The organism is Rhizobiales bacterium NRL2 (genome assembly GCA_001664005.1).
GTDB lineage: Bacteria > Pseudomonadota > Alphaproteobacteria > Minwuiales > Minwuiaceae > Minwuia.
In genome coordinates, this window is the sequence record CP016093.1 from 1,964,403 (window position 1) to 1,980,836 (window position 16,434).

The 16,434-nt window shown below is 68.6% G+C and carries 15 protein-coding genes; 5 read left to right on the forward strand and 10 right to left on the reverse strand.

The genetic code is table 11. The features are described 5' to 3' along the window. Positions 1 to 46: 46 nt before the first annotated feature. Complete coding sequence (locus TEF_09080) at positions 47 to 2,365, forward strand: transketolase (protein ID ANK83382.1); 2,319 nt, start codon at positions 47 to 49, stop codon at positions 2,363 to 2,365. A gap of 68 nt (positions 2,366 to 2,433) precedes the next feature. Then, entirely contained in the window at positions 2,434 to 2,871 is a 438-nt protein-coding gene (locus tag TEF_09085; GenBank protein ID ANK80930.1) for a hypothetical protein, read from the forward strand. On the opposite strand, the gene TEF_09090 is transcribed toward TEF_09085, so the two are convergent. The 9 genes from TEF_09090 to TEF_09130 form a co-directional block, all read right to left on the reverse strand. Then, on the reverse strand, positions 2,839 to 3,855 hold the full coding sequence (locus TEF_09090) for a tetraacyldisaccharide 4'-kinase (GenBank protein ANK80931.1): 1,017 nt from the start codon (positions 3,853 to 3,855) through the stop codon (positions 2,839 to 2,841). The two genes, TEF_09085 and TEF_09090, sit on opposite strands and share 33 nt — an antisense overlap. Further along, the gene (locus TEF_09095; protein ANK80932.1) at positions 3,852 to 5,117 is read right to left on the reverse strand and encodes a hypothetical protein; all 1,266 of its coding nucleotides are present in this window, start codon (positions 5,115 to 5,117) and stop codon (positions 3,852 to 3,854) included. Before TEF_09095 ends, TEF_09090 begins: the two co-directional genes overlap by 4 nt. Further along, positions 5,114 to 6,913: a hypothetical protein gene (locus TEF_09100; protein ID ANK83383.1), complete on the reverse strand. Its 1,800-nt coding sequence runs from the start codon at positions 6,911 to 6,913 to the stop codon at positions 5,114 to 5,116. Before TEF_09100 ends, TEF_09095 begins: the two co-directional genes overlap by 4 nt. Positions 6,914 to 6,978: 65 nt before the next feature. Continuing rightward, a complete protein-coding gene (locus TEF_09105) occupies positions 6,979 to 8,163 on the reverse strand; it encodes a hypothetical protein (GenBank protein ANK80933.1) in 1,185 nt (394 codons plus the stop codon). 89 nt (positions 8,164 to 8,252) lie between these two features. Then, a complete protein-coding gene (locus tag TEF_09110; GenBank protein ANK80934.1) occupies positions 8,253 to 10,592 on the reverse strand; it encodes a ribonucleoside-diphosphate reductase, adenosylcobalamin-dependent in 2,340 nt (779 codons plus the stop codon). Between the two features lie 170 nt (positions 10,593 to 10,762). Then, positions 10,763 to 11,473, reverse strand: a complete 711-nt coding sequence (locus tag TEF_09115; GenBank protein ID ANK80935.1) for a hypothetical protein — start codon at positions 11,471 to 11,473, stop codon at positions 10,763 to 10,765. Next, positions 11,470 to 12,072, reverse strand: coding sequence for a hypothetical protein (locus tag TEF_09120; GenBank protein ANK80936.1), 603 nt, complete (start codon positions 12,070 to 12,072; stop codon positions 11,470 to 11,472). Before TEF_09120 ends, TEF_09115 begins: the two co-directional genes overlap by 4 nt. Further along, positions 12,069 to 12,935, reverse strand: coding sequence for a hypothetical protein (locus tag TEF_09125; protein ID ANK80937.1), 867 nt, complete (start codon positions 12,933 to 12,935; stop codon positions 12,069 to 12,071). The genes TEF_09120 and TEF_09125 overlap by 4 nt, the downstream gene beginning before the upstream one ends. Next, the gene (locus tag TEF_09130) at positions 12,932 to 13,612 is read right to left on the reverse strand and encodes a cell division ATP-binding protein FtsE (GenBank protein ID ANK83384.1); all 681 of its coding nucleotides are present in this window, start codon (positions 13,610 to 13,612) and stop codon (positions 12,932 to 12,934) included. Before TEF_09130 ends, TEF_09125 begins: the two co-directional genes overlap by 4 nt. Before the next feature lie 188 nt (positions 13,613 to 13,800). Between TEF_09130 and TEF_09135 the strand changes: the two genes are divergently transcribed. Both TEF_09135 and TEF_09140 read left to right on the forward strand, forming a co-directional pair. After that, the gene (locus tag TEF_09135; protein ID ANK80938.1) at positions 13,801 to 14,598 is read left to right on the forward strand and encodes a hypothetical protein; all 798 of its coding nucleotides are present in this window, start codon (positions 13,801 to 13,803) and stop codon (positions 14,596 to 14,598) included. A gap of 69 nt (positions 14,599 to 14,667) precedes the next feature. After that, entirely contained in the window at positions 14,668 to 15,027 is a 360-nt protein-coding gene (locus tag TEF_09140; GenBank protein ANK80939.1) for an MFS transporter, read from the forward strand. 10 nt (positions 15,028 to 15,037) lie between these two features. Here TEF_09140 and TEF_09145 read toward each other — a convergent pair whose 3' ends face one another. Further along, positions 15,038 to 15,295: a hypothetical protein gene (locus TEF_09145; GenBank protein ID ANK80940.1), complete on the reverse strand. Its 258-nt coding sequence runs from the start codon at positions 15,293 to 15,295 to the stop codon at positions 15,038 to 15,040. Between the two features lie 176 nt (positions 15,296 to 15,471). Here TEF_09145 and TEF_09150 point away from each other — a divergent pair, with 176 nt between their 5' ends. Beyond that, on the forward strand, positions 15,472 to 16,434 hold the full coding sequence (locus TEF_09150) for a prolyl aminopeptidase (GenBank protein ANK80941.1): 963 nt from the start codon (positions 15,472 to 15,474) through the stop codon (positions 16,432 to 16,434).

The window sequence follows — 16,434 nt, forward strand, 5'->3', positions numbered from 1 at the left end:
CCCGGCCGCGCACTACCATGCCTGCCAGAATTCGGGAGGCCCGGAGATGCCCGACACCGGCGCGACGATGAACGACCTACACCTGCTCCAGCAACTGGAGCGGAAGGTGCTGTGGCTGTCATCCTGGACAATCCATCACGCCAACCACGTGCGCGAGAACCGCGACGGGCTGAAGGTCGGCGGCCATCAGGCTTCCTGCGCTTCGGTCTCGACATTGATGACCGCGCTCTATTTCGCGGTGCTCAGGCCCGAGGACCGGGTCGCGGTGAAACCCCACGCCTCGCCGGTCTTCCACGCCATCCAGTATCTGTTCGGCCGCCAGAGCCGGGAGCGGCTGGAGCGGTTCCGGGCCTGGGGCGGTGCGCAGTCCTATCCCTCTCGGACGAAGGACGCCGACGACGTGGACTATTCGACGGGGTCCGTCGGGCTGGGCGTCGCGGCGACCATGTTCTCCTCGATGATCCAGGACTATGTCCGTCTGCACCGTCTGGCCGACGACAGCGAGCCGCCGGCGCGCATGGTCGCCGTCCTGGGCGACGCCGAGCTGGACGAGGGCAATGTCTTCGAGGCCCTGCTGGAGGGCTGGAAGCACGACGTGCGGAACCTCTGGTGGATCATCGACTACAACCGCCAGAGCCTGGATGGCGTCGTCAATGACCGGTTGTTCGAGAAGATCACCGGCTTCTTCCGCGCCGTGGGCTGGGAAGTGGTGACGCTGAAATACGGCAAGCTGCAGCAGCAGGCCTTCGAGGGGCCCGCAGGCGGCGCGCTGAAGGCATGGATCGACGACTGCCCGAACCAGCTCTACTCCGCCCTCACATTCAAGGGCGGCGCGGCCTGGCGGGAGCATCTGGCCCGCGATCTGAAGGACGCCGATGGCGGGCGCGAGTTCCTCGACAGCCACGATGACGCGGCGCTGCAGCGCCTGATGACCAACCTGGCCGGTCACGACATGGCGGCGGTGCTGGAGGGTCTCCGCGGCGTCAATTCGGATCTGCCGCACTGCTTCGTCGCCTACACGGTGAAGGGCTTCGGTCTGCCGCTGGCCGGCCACAAGGACAATCACGCGGGCCTCATGACGCCGGATCAGATGGCCGGCTTCCGCGAGATCATGGGCGTCGCCGAGGGCGAGGAATGGTCGCCGACTGCGGGTCTGGAGGCCGATGCCGACGACCTGATGGCCTTCCTGCGCGCCGCGCCCTTCAACGCCCGCGAGCCGCTGCCGCCGGCGCCCCTGATCGCCGTGCCGGAGATCGCCGCGCCGGCAGCCGAGCGCATGTCCACGCAGGAGGCGTTCGGACGGATCCTCAACGATCTGAGCCGGGAAGACAGCGATTTCACCCGGCGCATGATCACGGCCTCCCCCGACGTCACGGTCTCGACCAATCTCGGCCCCTGGGTGAACCGGCGGAAGATCTTCGACCGCAACCCGCAGGCGGATGTCTTCCGCGAGGAGCGCGTCGCCTCCCCGCAGCGCTGGGAGAAGTCGCCGACGGGCCAGCATGTCGAACTGGGCATCGCGGAGAACAATCTCTTCCTCTTCCTCTCGCAGGCGGGGCTCGCCGACCGTCAGTTCGGCGCCCGGCTCCTGCCGGTGGGCACCCTCTACGATCCCTTCATTGCCCGGGGCCTCGATGCGCTGAACTACGCCTGCTACCAGGATGCGCGGTTCATGGTGGTCGCGACGCCGTCGGGCGTCTCGCTGGCGCCGGAAGGCGGCGCGCATCAGTCGGTCTCGACCCCGCTGATCGGCCTGGGCCAGCCGGGCCTGCTCAGCTACGAGCCCGCCTTCGCCGACGAACTGGCGGCGATCATGGCTTTCGGCTTCCGCCACATGCAGGCCGACGACGGCGCCGCGATCTATCTCAGGCTCTCCACCCGGGCTTTGGCGCAGCCCGAGCGCGAACTGTCCGGGGACGAGCGCGATGCGGCGGTGCTCGGCGCGCGCTGGCTCGTGGAACCGTCCGGCGACGCTGAAGTGGCCGTCGCGTTTCAGGGCGCGATCGCGGCCGAGGCGCTGAAGGCGTTCGAGGAGGTCGCGGCGGACTGCCCCGGCGCGGGACTGCTCGCGGTGACCTCGGCCGACCGGCTCTATCGGCACTGGAAACGCGACGGCGAGCGCAGCCATGTCGCGTCGCTGCTGGCCCGGCTGGCGCAGGATGCCGGCCTGGTCACCGTGATCGACGGCCATCCCGCGACGCTCGCCTGGCTGGGTGGTGTGAAAGGACACGCGACCGAGGCGCTGGGCGTCACGCGCTTCGGCCAGTCGGGCGACACGATCGACCTCTATGCCGATCAGGGCATCGACGCCGACGCCATAGCCGACGCAGCTGCCCGGGCGCTGGTCCGCCGCGCGGCGCGCTGAGCGGTCCCTTCGGGGCTGGACAGGCAGCAACTGCCTGCCGATGATCCGGCCGCCGAGGGGGAGGATTCATGGACGACAAGACCGACTATTTCGCCAACAAGCGCAATCCGGACGAGCACTACCGCCATTTCGACCCGGAAGACCCGCACGAGGTCAACACCGGCCCCTTCCACTGGCGCAAGAAGGGGGGCCGGGTGCAGTTCGCCTTCCGCGCCGAGCGCAAGCACTGCAACTCCGGCGGCATCGTCCATGGCGGCTTGCTGATGACCTTCGCCGACCTGATGATGTGCGGTACCGCCACCGAAGGGACGGACGACCGCGGCGTCTACACGGTCGCCTTCAACGCGGAATTCGTGGCCAGCGGCGAGGAGGGGGACTTGGTCAAGGCTCGCGCCGAAGTGGTGCGGCGGACGCCCAAGACGGTCTTCATCCGCGGCGAGATCTACACCGATGACCGGATCGTGCTGACCTGTTCAGCCGTCCTGCGCCGCATCCGCGCCGCCTGAGGGCCGCGCGAGGGCGAGCAGCGGCGACAGCAGGGCCTCGAGGCTTTCCGGCTGGTCGAGCCGCAGGGCGACCTCGACGACCGTGACCTTGGCGCGCTGATCCGGCGGCAGGCGGACCGCGTCCTTCGCGGTCGTCACCGGCGTGGCCTTCTCCGCCGCTGCCGCCTTCAGCACCGCCTCGATCTCGGTCTTGCGGAAGGGGTGATGGTCGGGGAAGTCCCGATGGCCGGCGATCTCCGCACCGATGCCGCGCAGGGTGTCCCGGAACTTCCCGGGCCGGGCAATGCCGCAGAAGGCGTAGACTTTGCGGCCGGCCAGCACCTCGGCCGCCCTATCGGGAATGAGATCGCCCCGCAGCACGGGAAGAGGCCCGCGCTGCAGCCGTTCGCCGATGCTTCCGCCGCCAATGGCGATCACGGCGTTGGCGCGGCCGAGGCCGGTGGCGACGCTTTCCCTGAGCGGGCCGGCGGGAAAGACCGCGCCGTTGCCGAAGCCGTATGCGGTGTCGACGACGATGATCGAGAGCGCCTTGACCAGGGCCGGATTCTGATGGCCGTCATCCATCACGATGACGTCGGCATGGCGCGCCAGCAGTTCCGCGCCGCGGCGGCGGTCGGCGGCGACCACCGTCGGGCCGTGCGCGGCGTGAAGCAGGGCTTCGTCGCCGACCTCCGCCGCGCTGTGGCGCGACGCATCGACCAGGGTTGCGCCCCGTCTCGACAGTCCGCCGCCATAACCCCGGCTCAGCACGCCCGGCCGTAGCCCATGGGCGCGGAACCAGTCGGCGAGCATCCGGACAGTGGGGGTCTTGCCGGCGCCCCCCATGACGAGATTGCCGACGCAGATCACTGGAACGCCGGGGTCATGGGGATTGGCCGTCGCTCGCCGCAGCCAAGCGGCCGCCCGCCAGGGCAGAGTGAGGGGCCGCAGCGCCAGCCGCGGCAGGGCGGCACCGCCGGGCGCCCAGAAATGCGGGGCCTTCATGACCCGGGCAACAGCGGCTCCAGGCGGGCCATGACCCGGTCCAGAACCGCCGACTGGCGGGCCGCGATGGCGAGCGCCCGCGCGCCGAGGCTGTTGCGCTCGTCCGCGTGGGCGATCAGCCGCGCGAGGGAGGCGGCGAGTTCCTCGCTGTCCTGCACTTCGATCAGGGCGCCTTCGGAGCGCAGATCCGCGACCACGTCGGCGAAGTTGTGGGTATGGGGACCGGTCAGCAGGCCACGCCCGAAGCGCGCGGGCTCCAGCAGGTTCTGCCCGCCATGGGGGACCAGCGAGCCGCCCACGAAGACCGGCCCGTCCAGACGGTAGAACAGGCCCAGTTCTCCGATGGTGTCGGCAATGTAGACGCCGCAGTCGGGGCCCGGCGTCTGCCCGGCCGTGCGCTGGCACCACGCGATCCCGCGCTTTTCCGCCTTGCGGGCCATGTCGGCGGCGCGTGCGGGATGACGCGGCACCAGAACGGTGAGCAGGTCCGGGAAACTGTCACGCAGGGTCAGGTGGGCATCCAGCGCGATGTCGTCCTCGCCCGGATGGATGCTGGCGGCGATCCAGAACGGCCGCGCGGCCACGATCTCCCGCAGGCGCGCCAGGTCTTCCTCGTCGGCGGGCAGGGGATCGGCGGCGTATTTCAGGTTGCCCTCGCAGCGGACATTGCCGCCGCCCAGGTCGGCGAAACGGGCTGCCGCCTCGTCGGTCTGCGCCAGGATCAGGCGGAAGGCCGAGAGCAGTTCCCGCGCCGCGCCGGACGCCAGCCGCCAGCGCCGCCAGGAACGGCGCGACATCCGGCCGTTGATCAGCGCCATGGGCCGGCCTGTGCCCGCCATGGCGGCGAGCAGATTCGGCCACAGCTCGCTTTCGATCCAGATTGCCATGTCGGGCCGCCAGTGGCCGATGAAACGCCCTGTCGCGTCCGGCAGATCGACGGGCACGTACTGATGCAGGGCGCCGTCGGGCAGGTCCCGCGACAGCATCTTTCCTGACGTCACCGTACCCGTGGTGATCAGGATGGACGTTTCGGGGCGTTCGGCGCGCAGCCGGTGGATCAGGCGGAGCACGGACTGCGCCTCTCCGACGCTTGCGGCGTGCAGCCAGATCAGCGGCCCGTCGGGCCGGGGCAGGGAGGCGTGGCCCATGCGCTCCCCGATCCGGTCCGGGTCTTCCTTGCCGGCGCGCAGACGGCGGCGAAGCAGCGCCTGGCCGAGCGGCGCGGCCGCGCGGCCCGCCCGCCGGTAAAGCCAGAGGATCATTCGGCCCCGACTGCCGCCGCAGCCGTGATCTCCGCGTCGCCCGAATAGAGCTCGGCATAGCGCCCGCCGCGCGCCATCAACTCGCCATGGCTGCCGGATTCCGCCACCCGGCCGTCCTCGATGACGTAGATCCGGTCGGCGTTGATCACGGTGGAAAGCCGGTGGGCCACGGTGATGGTCGAACGGCCCTTCTGCAGATGGTTGAGGGCCGCCTGGACCTTTCGTTCGGAATCGGTATCCAGCGCCGACGTTGCTTCGTCCAGCAACAGGATTGGGGCGTCGCGCAGCATGGCCCGTGCGATGGCGATTCGCTGACGCTGGCCGCCCGAGAGCCGGAACCCGGCCGAACCCACCACGGTCTGATAGCCGTCCGGCAGCGCCGCAATGAAGCCGTGGGCGTTTGCGCCCTCGGCCGCGGCCTCGATCTCGTCGTCGGTCGCGTCGGGCTTGGAATAGGCGATATTGGCGCGCACCGTGTCATCGAACAGGGCGGTTTCCTGGCTGACGAAACCGATGGCGCGGCGCAGGCTTTCGACGCTGACGGCGTCGACCGCCTGGTTATCGATCGTCACCTGGCCGCCGCTGGTGTCATAGAAGCGTCCGACGAGGTTGAGGATCGTCGATTTGCCCCCGCCGGACTGGCCGACCAGCGCGATGGTCTCGCCGGGCCGGCATTCCAGCGTGATGCCGTGCAGGGCCTCGGTGCCGTCGGGGTAGACGAAGCGGACGTCGTCGAAGCGGACATGGCCGCGCGGCACCTTCAGTTCCCGTCCGCCGGAGCGGTCCTCGATCTGCGGCAGGCTGTCCAGCGCGTCGAACAGCCGTTCCGCCGCCGCCAGGCCCGACTGGAAGGCAGCGTTGACCTTGCCGAGCTGGCGGATCGGCGACGCGGCGAGCAGCAACGCGGTGAGAAAGGCGAAGAAGGCGCCGGGCGTCAGTGCGCCCTCGATCACCCTGATGCCGCCATACAGCACCGCGGCGGCCACCGCGATGCCGGCGATGACCTCGATGATCGGGCTGATCAGCGCGCGCACGCGCAGGTTCTTCAACAGGGTCGCGAGCCGGACCGCCAGCGCGTCTCTGGCGCGGCGGGCCTCGTAGTCCTCGCGGTTGTAGGCCTTGACCTGCCGGATGCTCGACAGGGTGTCGGACAGGAACGAGGCGAGAAAGCCCGATGCCTGCTGTACCTGCTGCGACGATTTCCGCGAGAGCCGGCCGATGCGCGCGATGGGCAGGCCGGCCGCCGGCAGCACGATCATCGCCACCAGCGCCATCTGCCAGTCCTTGGTGAACATCACGATGATCAGCGCGATGGCGGTCATGGAGTCCCGCACCAGGGCCACGAAGGTCGTCGCCAGCGCTTCCTGCATCATCTGCGCGTCGGTGAGGAATCGGCTGATCGATTGCCCCACGGTGTGATTGTAGAAGAACCGCAGATCGGAGCGGATCATGCGGTCGTAGAGATCGCCCTGGACGTCGTTGGCCACACGAATGCCGACCGCGCGCATCACATAGTGCTGGCCGAAGGTCGCCACCGCCATGACGGTGAAGATGCCGACGATGATCAGCGGGATCCCGAACAGCTCCTCGCGGTTCTGGTTGATGAAGATCTCGTTGATGATCGGCTCCATCATGTGGGCGATGGCGCCGGTCGTGCCGGCGACCACGGCGATGGAGATCAGGCCGATGACCAGGTCCCGCTTGTAGCGGGACATGTAGTCCGACCAGATCCGGCGCACGAGCCTGCCCGTCGGCGTCCGCCGTCCCGCGCCCTTCGAAGCCTTCTGATTCTGCACGTCCGTTCCGTCTCTTGCGGGAAAGGCGCGGACCATATCATCGCCGCCGCGCCGGGTTAAGCGGGTCAGTCGGCGGCCGTTGCGGCATAAAGCGACAGTTCGCGCGCCGCCTCCAGCCGGGGGAGGGCGGCTTGCATCGCTTCGCCGAGTGCGGCCAGGGCGGCGCGCGCCTCGGGAAACCGGCGTGCGGCGGCGAGCGCCGTCACCTGCTTCAGGTCCTTCGCCCAGGACCGCGTCGCGTCCCGCGCCTCCGTCGCCTCGGGGCGGTAGCGGCGATGCACCCGTCCGACCTCCATCGCCACCATGTCCGCGATCCGGTCGGCGCGGACGAAATCCTCGTCCAGAAGCGGCTGGTTGAGCACTGCCAGGAAGCCGAGCAGACGCGCCAGATCTCCGGCCGGTGTCTCCGGATCGAACCGCCGCGTGACCGCCCCGGCGGCCTGGAGCCAGGCAAGGATCGGTTCCAGCGCCTCCGCCGGCGGCGGATCGCGATGCGCCGCCACGGCGGCCCGGAGCGTGGGCGCCGATCCGTCGTGCAGATAGGGCGCGGTCTCGGCAAGGCCGAAGACGGCCGGCGGTTCGAAAAAGCCGCCCGTGCCGATGTCGTGGCGCGCCGGTGGTGGCAGGGCGTCGACATCGCCATGACACGCCGCGCAATGGTCGCCGTAGGCGTCACGGCCGGCGGCGGCTTCGTCGGTGGTCCCGGGACGGGGCGGGAGGGCTAGTTGCTGCTGATATGCGACCAGAGCGTCGAGCAGCCAGGGTTCGATTTCCGGGCCGCCGAACTCGTTCATGATCACGTGGCGGCTGAAGTCGCGCAGGCTGGCGACGCGGCCGTCATGGCCGTAGGGAGCGGTCAGCCGCACACCGCGAAGGCTCGGGATGTTGACCGGATTGTCGATCCCGTCGTCCTCGCGGAAATGGAACTCGAGGTGCGTGACGTCGACATTGCCGGGCCTGTCCGAAGCGCCGGGAACGAAGAATCGTACATTGGCCGCGCCGTTCGGGTGGCAGGCGTCGCAGGAGAGCCCCCGGCGCGCCGCTTCCCGCCCGAGGGTCAGCGGGCTGCGGAAGGCGAGTTCCCCCAGCCGGGCCATGTAGCCCATTGTCCCGCCCTGCATCTCGGCCCGGATCCAGCGGGCGGGGCGTTCGCTCAGTGTCGTCTGGACCGTCGAGCCGGGCGGCAGCCATTTCAGCGGATCTTCCTGGGCGAGGCCCGCGCCAGCCGGAAGCAGGGACGCGGCCAGCATGACAAGCGATGGCATCAGATGCCGCCATTGCCGCGCCGCGCCGCCGCCGCAGGGGCGGAGCCGCCCCCTGTCCGATGAATTCCGGCCGCTCAGGCGCACTTCGAATGGCCGCAGGAAAGGCACGTGTCGCAGCCCTCCATGCGCGCCAGACTGGCCTCGCCGCAGCGCGGGCACTGGCGCATGGCGGCGGGCGTGTTCGGCTCGCCCACGGCGATGGTCTTCGCCTGGGCCTCCAGCTCGGGCCGCTTCGGATCGGCCATGAAGCCGATGGAGATCATGTGCTTCTCGATCACCTCGCCGATGGCGGCCAGCATGGAGGGCACGTAGCGGCCCTTGATCCAGGCGCCGCCGCGCGGGTCGAAAACCGCCTTGAGTTCCTCGACGACGAAGCTGACATCGCCGCCGCGGCGGAAGACCGCGGAGATCATCCGCGTCAGCGCCACCGTCCAGGCGAAATGCTCGACATTCTTGGAATTGACGAAGATCTCGAAGGGCCGCCGGCGGCCATCCTGGATGATGTCGTTCAGCGTGATGTAGATGGCGTGGTCGCTTTCCGGCCAGTTCAGCTTGTAGGTCTGGCCGGGCAGCACGCCGGGCCGGTCCAGCGGCTGCGTCATGTAGACGACGCCGCCGGACTCGTAGGGATCCTTCGCCTTCGGTTGCGGCTTCGCCGCCTCGGCCCGCGGCGCCAGCGGCAGTTCGGCCTGCTCGTCCGCCGCCTTGTCCGTTTCCTTCTTTTTCACCGACAGAACGGCGCCGGTGACCTCGTTCGGACGGTAGGTCGTGCAGCCCTTGCAACCGCTCTCGTAGGCCAGCAGGTAGATGTCCTTGAAATCCTCGAAGCCGATCTCTTCGGGGCAGTTGATGGTCTTGGAGATCGATGCGTCGATGTACTTCTGGACCGCGGCCTGCATGGCGACATGCTCGGCCGGGCTGAGCGACTGGGCGTCGACGAAGTAGTCCGGCAGAGGCCGGTCGCCGTGCATGCGCCGCCAGAGCCGGAAGGCGTAGTCGGTCACCTCCTCCTCCCGCCTGGAGCCATCGGGCATGAGAACGGCGCGGTTGTAGGCGAAGCTGAACACGGGCTCGAGCCCCGAGGAGATGTTGTCGGCGAACAGGGAGATGGTGCCCGTGGGCGCGATCGATGTGACCAGCGCATTGCGCACCCCGTCGCGCGCGATCGCCTCCCGGACGTCGGCGTCCAGTTCCCCGATGCTCTCTCCCGCCAGATAGCGGTCCCGGTCGAACAGGGGGAACGGACCTTTTTCCCGCGCCAGTTCGGCGGACGCGAGATAGGCGTGGCGGCGGATCGCGGCCATCCACCGCTCCGTCATCGCCACGGCTTCCTCGGAGCCATAGCGCGCGCGGCACATGATCAGTGCGTCGGCGAGGCCGGTGACGCCCAGGCCGATGCGGCGCTTGGCCTGCGCCTCCTTCTGCTGTTCCTCCAGCGGGAAATTGGAGACGTCGGTGACGTTGTCCATCATCCGCACCGCCACCGGCACCAGTTCCGCCAGCCGGTCCTCGTCCAGCCGGGCGTCGTCGGTGAAGGGGTCGACGACCAGCGCGGCGAGGTTGATCGAGCCCAGCAGACACGCGCCGTAGGGCGGCAGCGGCTGCTCCCCGCAGGGATTGGTCGCCGCGATTTCCTCGCAGTAGTGCAGGTTGTTGCGCTGGTTGATGCGGTCGATGAAGATCACGCCCGGTTCGGCATAGGCGTAGGTCGCGCGCATGATGCGGTCCCAGAGATCGCGGGCGCGCAGCGAGCGGTAGGTCCGCCCGCCGAAGGTCAGTTCCCAGCTGTCGTCGGCCTTGACCGCCTCCATGAAGGCATCGGTCACCAGCACCGACAGGTTGAACATGCGCAGCCGGCCCGGATCCTCCTTGGCGGCGATGAAGGCTTCGATGTCGGGGTGATCGCAGCGCATGGTGGCCATCATCGCGCCGCGTCGGTGGCCGGCGGACATGATGGTCCGGCACATGGCGTCCCAGACATCCATGAAGCTGAGCGGCCCCGAGGCGTCGGCTCCGACGCCTTTCACCGGCGCGCCCTTCGGCCGGAGCGTGGAGAAGTCGTAGCCGATGCCGCCGCCCGCCTGCATGGTCAGCGCGGCTTCCTTCAGATGTTCGAAGATGCCGGCCATGTCGTCGGGGACTGTCCCCATGACGAAGCAGTTGAACAGCGTCACCCGCCGCGAGGCGCCGGCTCCGGCGATGATCCGGCCTGCGGGAATGAAGCGGAAATCCTCGAGCGCGCGGTAGAAGGTCTCCTCCCAACGCGCCGCGTCGGCGCCCTCCACCGAGGCGAGCGCCTTCGCGATCCGGCGCCAGCTGTCTTCCAGGGTCTGGTCGACCGGCTGCCCGTCCGGGCCCTTCAGGCGGTATTTCATGTCCCAGATCTGCTGGGAAAGGGGAGCGATCGCGTTCATCTTCGGCTTTCCGCGGCGGGATTGGAGGACACGGGATCATAGGCCATGCGTTGCCGCCAATCAACGAAGCGTTCTCTTTATGTTTACGGCATTCGCCCACCGATCGGTGAACAGGCCGAGTGGGCGGTCACGCCGTTCTCCATCCATATATCCACCGCTGTGGACGAATTTCAGCCCCCGGCTTCGAGTTTCCGGGTTCCGCCTTCGATGGCCGCCTCCAGACGCTGCATGAAATCCTTGCGTTCCAGGCCGGGCGGGATGGGCTCCATGTATTCCAGCACGATCTCGCCGGGCCACTTCATGAAGCCCTTGCGTGCCCAGTGACTACCCGAATTGAGGGCTACCGGGATCACGGGCAGGCCGAGGTCGCGGTAGAGGGCGGCGACACCGGGCAGATAGCGGCGCGTCTCGCCCGGCATCACCCGGGTTCCCTCAGGAAAGATGATCAGGTGACGGGCGTCGTCGCGGGCCCGGCGGGCGTGGCGCAGCATGTCCTTCAGGGCCGCCGCACCCGCCCCGCGGTCGATGGGGATCTGGCGCGTGTGGCGGCAATACCAGCCATAGACCGGCACTCGCAGCAGTTCGCGTTTCATCACGATGGCGGGGTCGTCGACCTCGATATGCCAGATGATGGTGTCCCACATGGACTGGTGCTTGACCGCCAGGATCGCCGGCGCGGGCAGCAGGTTCTCCCGACCCCGCACGCTCCAGCGCGTTCCCACCAGCCAGCGCAGACCCCAGTTCAGTCCCATCGCCCAGATGCGCTGGCCCCGCATCACCGCCTGACGCGGCAGCAGCAGGCCGGGCAGGAAGGCGACGTTCATCACCGCCGACCAGAGCCAGAACCAGATGGTGAACAGGAGTGCGCGGATGACGGTCATCGGAAGCGCAGGTCGCCGATGTCGGCCGTCAGCCGGGCGCGAACGAGACTGAAGAGATACTTGTGATACTCCAGAGCGATGCGCCGCCGCGTGGGCGAGTTCCACCACCAGCGCTCCGGATTGTCCTCGCCGGCGCGGGTGGGCAGCGGCTCCAGGCGTACGTCTGCCATTACCCGGCGCATCTCCACTAGGCTGCGCGGCATGTGGTAGGCGGCTGTCACCACCACCAGGGAGGAGATGTTGTTGCGCCGGACCCAGCGCGCCGTCTCCTCGGCATTGCCGACCGTGTCCTTGGCCCGACGGTCGAGTTCGATGCAGCAGTCGAAGAGCGCCTCGTCGGTGGAGAAGGCGGCGGCGATCTCGGATTTCGCCGTGCCGTCGCCCACGCCGGTGATCAGCATGCGCGCGTCCGGATAGCGCTTCAGCAGCTCCAGCCCCCCCGAGATGCGTCCGGCCGAACCGGTGAGCACGACGATGCCCTCGGCGGGTCCGGGACTGGTGGGAATGCTGTAGACCCGCCAGGCGAAACCCAGCAGCCCGCCGAGCCAGAGCGCGACGAGGCACAGGAGCAGCCGGATCACGACACCCGAACGGCTCACCAGCGTTTCCTCAGCATGCCCATGACCGTATAGCGCGCCGTCAGCGTGGCGACGAGGGCGATGATGACGGGCAGAACCGCCATGGCGATCCAGCCGGACGCCATCGGACTCAGGCCTTGAAGCAGTTCCGAACTCTCCAGACGTGCGGCGCCGACGCCGAAGCCGATGACGATCAGGCCGGGGATGACGCCGCCCAGACCGCCGGCCAGGCCCTGCCACATGGCGTGACGCTGGAAGCGGCGCGCGATATAGGTCTCGTCGGCGCCGATCAGGCGCAGCAGTTCCACCGTGTCCTGCTGCGCCGAAAGCGAGGCGCGGGTCGCGAAAATGGTGACAAGAACGATCACGGCGATGGCGATCAGCGCCAGCGCGCCGGCGACGAGACCCGCCATGCCGGCGAGCTGTTGCAGTGGTTTCAGCCAGCTCTCCGAACGGTCGACGACGATGCCTTCGCGGCCCGCCAGGCGCGCCGCCACGACGCGCGCCGCCGTGGGCGCGGTCAGCCGCACCTCGATCAGCAGCGGCAGGGGCAGGGCGTTGTCCGTACCCGCCCGGTCCGCGTCGCCGATCCACGGCGCCAGCAGTTCCGCGACCGCGCGGCGGGGCAGGGCTTCGACTTCCAGCACCTCGGGCATGGCGCCCAGTTCCCGCACCAGTTCCCTCGCCGTGCCCTCGGCGCCCGGCGCGCCGGTCACGCGCACGGTCAGCCGGTCGCCGCCCAGATCGCCCCAGGAGGCCGTCAGCGCCGCCAGCGAGAACGCCGCGCCGATGGCGATGGCGACCACGAAGGACAGCGCCGCGATGATCCACGGCATGAAACGGCTCGACGGATCGCGCTCGAGGGCGAGTTCCCGGCCGCTCATGCGGGCGCCGCCGCAGCCTGGTCGGCGACAAGTCTTCCGTCCTCCAGGCGCAGCACCGGATAGGCGAACCGCGTCGGCAGCGCCGGGTCGTGTGTGGCGATGAGGACCGTGGTGCCGAGACCGTTCAGCTTGACGAACAGCGTCATCAGCCGCTCGCCCATCTCCCGGTCGACATTGCCCGTCGGCTCGTCGGCCAGCAGCAGGCGGGGACCGCCGATGACGGCACGGGCGATGGCGACGCGTTGCTTCTCGCCGCCCGAGAGTGTCGGCGGGCGCGCATCCGTCTTGTCGGTCAAGCCGACCCAGGCCATCATTTCGGCGACATAGTTGCGGATGTCGGCGGCCGGCAGCCGGCCGGCCAGGCGCAGCGGAAGGGCGACGTTCTCGGCCGCGCTCAGGTGATCCAGCAGGCGGAAATCCTGGAACACCACGCCGACGCGCCGGCGCATGGCCGGCACCTGGCGGCGCGGCACCTCGTTGACGTCCTTGCCGAACATGGCCATCAGGCCCCGGCTTGGCCGCTGCGAGAGATGCAGCAGGCTGAGCAGCGAGGACTTCCCGGCACCGGAACGGCCGGTGAGAAAATGGAAGGAGCCCGGCGCGAGGTCGAGGTCGAGCCCGCGCAGCACTTCGGGCCCGCTGCCGTAGCGCAATCCGACATTGCGCAGCGTCACCAGGGGGGAAGCTGCCGATCTTTCATCGCCGTTGGTCACGTCCGCCCCGCATTGCCGCCGCCTTGAACGGCTTTTGATAAGCTGCCTATATGGCTTCCGATGTTCGATAATCGACAAAGACTCAGCGGATCAATGCCTGAATGATGCTGACCTGTCCCTCCTGCGGGGCCCGGTTCCGGGTAAAACCAGAAATGTTCGCCGCGGGCCCGCGGCTGGTGCGGTGCGCGCGCTGCAGGCACGAATGGCGGGGCCGGCCCGATCCGGACAGCGAAGCTGAGGATGCGGCGTCTGCCGCGCCTGTCGCCGTCGACGAAGCACCTGAAGCGGACGCAGCGGCCGAATCGCCGCCGCCGGCGGAAGCGGACGCGGCAGCGGAAGACGCGGTTGCCGAAGATGACGGCGAGGACGCCGGCGATGACGGGCCGGCGGAGGATTTCGGGGGCGCCGAGGCGGAACCGGCGTCCGGACGGCGGGAACCGGTCTTCGACACCATCCCCGGCGCCGCGCGGCCGGCGGACGATGATTTTCGACCTGCCGAAAGGACGGAGAAGCGGCGGACGCCAGCCTGGGTCTGGGGCGGATGGGCGCTGATCCTTGCGGTACTGGTCTTCACGGCGCTTGCACTGGCCTTTCTCAGGGATCCGATCGTGAACGCGTGGCCGCCGTCGGCGCGGCTTTTCGACCGGATCGACCGCGTGAGCCGCGCGGAAGCGGTTCAGCCGGTGAGTCTGGTGATCGAGAGTTCCCGCCTGACCGGCGGGCAGATGGAACTCGGCATCCGCCTGATCAACGGCACGGCGGAGCCGCAACCGCTGCCGATCGCCGTCATCCATCTGCTGGATGCGGCGGGCGAACTGGTAAAGACGGAACGCATCCGCCTTGACGACGATCCGCTGGCGCCGAAGGAAAGCCGTACCATGCGCCTGCTGCTGGAAGACCTTCCCGAGGGGCTGCAAAAGGTGCGCGCGGACACGGAAACGGCGGAATGACGTCCGGGATTGTCTGTTTTCCGATCCGAGGTCATCTTTTGTTAGGTAGTTGAGCCGGAACCTGAACCGATGTCCCGGATACTGGTCGCAGATGACGAACCCGACATTCGCGACGTGATACAGCGCGCCCTCAAGGCGGCCGGTCACGATGTGACGGCCGTGGCCGACGGCGCTGCGGCGCTGCAGAAGCTGGGCGAGCAGCGTTTCGACCTGCTGCTGACCGACATCGTCATGCCCATCATGGACGGCGTGGCCCTGGCGCTGAAGGTCGGCAAGGAACATCCGGATGTCCGTATTCTGATGATGACCGGCTACGCCGATCAGCGCGACCGCGCCTACAACCTCGACAGCCTGATCGAGGATATCGTGGTCAAGCCCTTCACCGTCGACGAAATCGTGCTCAAGGTGCAGGAAGCCCTGTCGGACTGAGCGTCCGCGGTCAGGCTTCGGTGGCCGGCGCGCTCGGCGCCGCGGACGGATTTCCTGCGAACAGTTGCTCGCAGCGCGCCTCGGCCTGATCCTCGGCCTGCGGGACGGCGGCGGCGGTGCGCAGGACGATCGAGCGCGTCAGGGCCTCGACGCAATGCCGTTCGGCCAGTTCCAGTGCCAGCATCGCGTCGGAAGGGCGTTCCGGCGGGGCGAGCGGAATGCCGGAGGCGCCCGCGCCGAGCAGGCCACAGAATGCGACTGCCGTCACAATACGCACCGCGGTGAATGTGATCCTGTTCACGTTCGGGCTTCCGTCCCTGGGTTGACGCCTTATCGGAGCACCTCTCGCAACCATCGCGCCATGCGGTGAAAGCGGATGGCCACGGGAAGCCGCAGAATATAGTGTCCGCAGCGGTTCCATTTCCGGAGTTCGTTCACCACGCCATGATCGACAAGTCCAGCAGGCGGACCCTCTATCCGCGCATCGAGCCATTCGACCAGGGGCGCCTTTCCGTTTCGGACCTGCACACGCTGCACTACGAGCAGTGCGGCAATCCCGACGGCAAGCCCGCCGTGGTGATCCATGGCGGTCCCGGCGGCGGCAAGAAACCGGACGACCGGCGCTATTTCGATCCGCAGAAGTACCGCGTTGTCCTGTTCGACCAGCGCGGCTGCGGGCAGAGCACGCCCCATGCGGAGCTGACCGAAAACACCACCTGGCGGCTGGTCGAGGATCTGGAGGCGCTGCGAAGCCATCTCGGCATTGAGAAGTGGCAGGTTTTCGGCGGCTCCTGGGGCAGCGCGCTGGGCCTGGCCTATGCGGAGAGTCATCCGGACAGGGTCAGCGAACTGATCCTGCGCGGCATTTTCACCCTGCGCCGTGAGGAACTGCTCTGGTTCTACCAGAAGGGAGCGGACGCGCTGTTCCCCGATCTCTGGGAGAACTATGTCGCCGAGATTCCGGTGGAAGAGCGCGGCGACATGATCGCCGCCTACTACCGCCGGCTCACATCCGAGGACGAGAGCGTCCGCCTTTCGGCCGCCCGCGCCTGGAGCACCTGGGAAGGCGGAACGCTTTCGCTCTACGCCGATCCCGGCCGGGTCGCCGATTTCGCCGATGCGCGCTTCGCCCTCGCCTTCGCCCGGATCGAGTGCCACTACTTCGTCAATGGCGGCTTCTTCGAGAGCGATGACTGGCTGATTGCCAACGCCGCCCGGATCCGCGGCATTCCCGGCGTGATCGTGCAGGGCCGCTATGACGTGGTGACGCCGATGATGACGGCCTGGGCGTTGCGCAAAGCCTGGCCGGAGGCCGATTTCCGTGTCGTCCCCGATGCGGGACACGCGGGCAGCGAACCGGGCATCGTCGACGAACTGGTGCGCGCGACCGACCGCTTCGCCGGCTGA

Bases quoted from the DNA above. Each gene is read 5' to 3' on its own strand.
- TEF_09080 (ANK83382.1), top strand. From the start codon at position 47: ATGCCCGACACCGGCGCGACGATGAACGACCTACACCTGCTCCAGCAA.
- TEF_09085 (ANK80930.1), top strand. From the start codon at position 2,434: ATGGACGACAAGACCGACTATTTCGCCAACAAGCGCAATCCGGACGAG.
- TEF_09090 (ANK80931.1), bottom strand. From the start codon at position 3,855: ATGAAGGCCCCGCATTTCTGGGCGCCCGGCGGTGCCGCCCTGCCGCGG.
- TEF_09095 (ANK80932.1), bottom strand. From the start codon at position 5,117: ATGATCCTCTGGCTTTACCGGCGGGCGGGCCGCGCGGCCGCGCCGCTC.
- TEF_09105 (ANK80933.1), bottom strand. From the start codon at position 8,163: ATGCTGGCCGCGTCCCTGCTTCCGGCTGGCGCGGGCCTCGCCCAGGAA.
- TEF_09110 (ANK80934.1), bottom strand. From the start codon at position 10,592: ATGAACGCGATCGCTCCCCTTTCCCAGCAGATCTGGGACATGAAATAC.
- TEF_09115 (ANK80935.1), bottom strand. From the start codon at position 11,473: ATGACCGTCATCCGCGCACTCCTGTTCACCATCTGGTTCTGGCTCTGG.
- TEF_09125 (ANK80937.1), bottom strand. From the start codon at position 12,935: ATGAGCGGCCGGGAACTCGCCCTCGAGCGCGATCCGTCGAGCCGTTTC.
- TEF_09135 (ANK80938.1), top strand. From the start codon at position 13,801: ATGTTCGCCGCGGGCCCGCGGCTGGTGCGGTGCGCGCGCTGCAGGCAC.
- TEF_09140 (ANK80939.1), top strand. From the start codon at position 14,668: ATGTCCCGGATACTGGTCGCAGATGACGAACCCGACATTCGCGACGTG.
- TEF_09150 (ANK80941.1), top strand. From the start codon at position 15,472: ATGATCGACAAGTCCAGCAGGCGGACCCTCTATCCGCGCATCGAGCCA.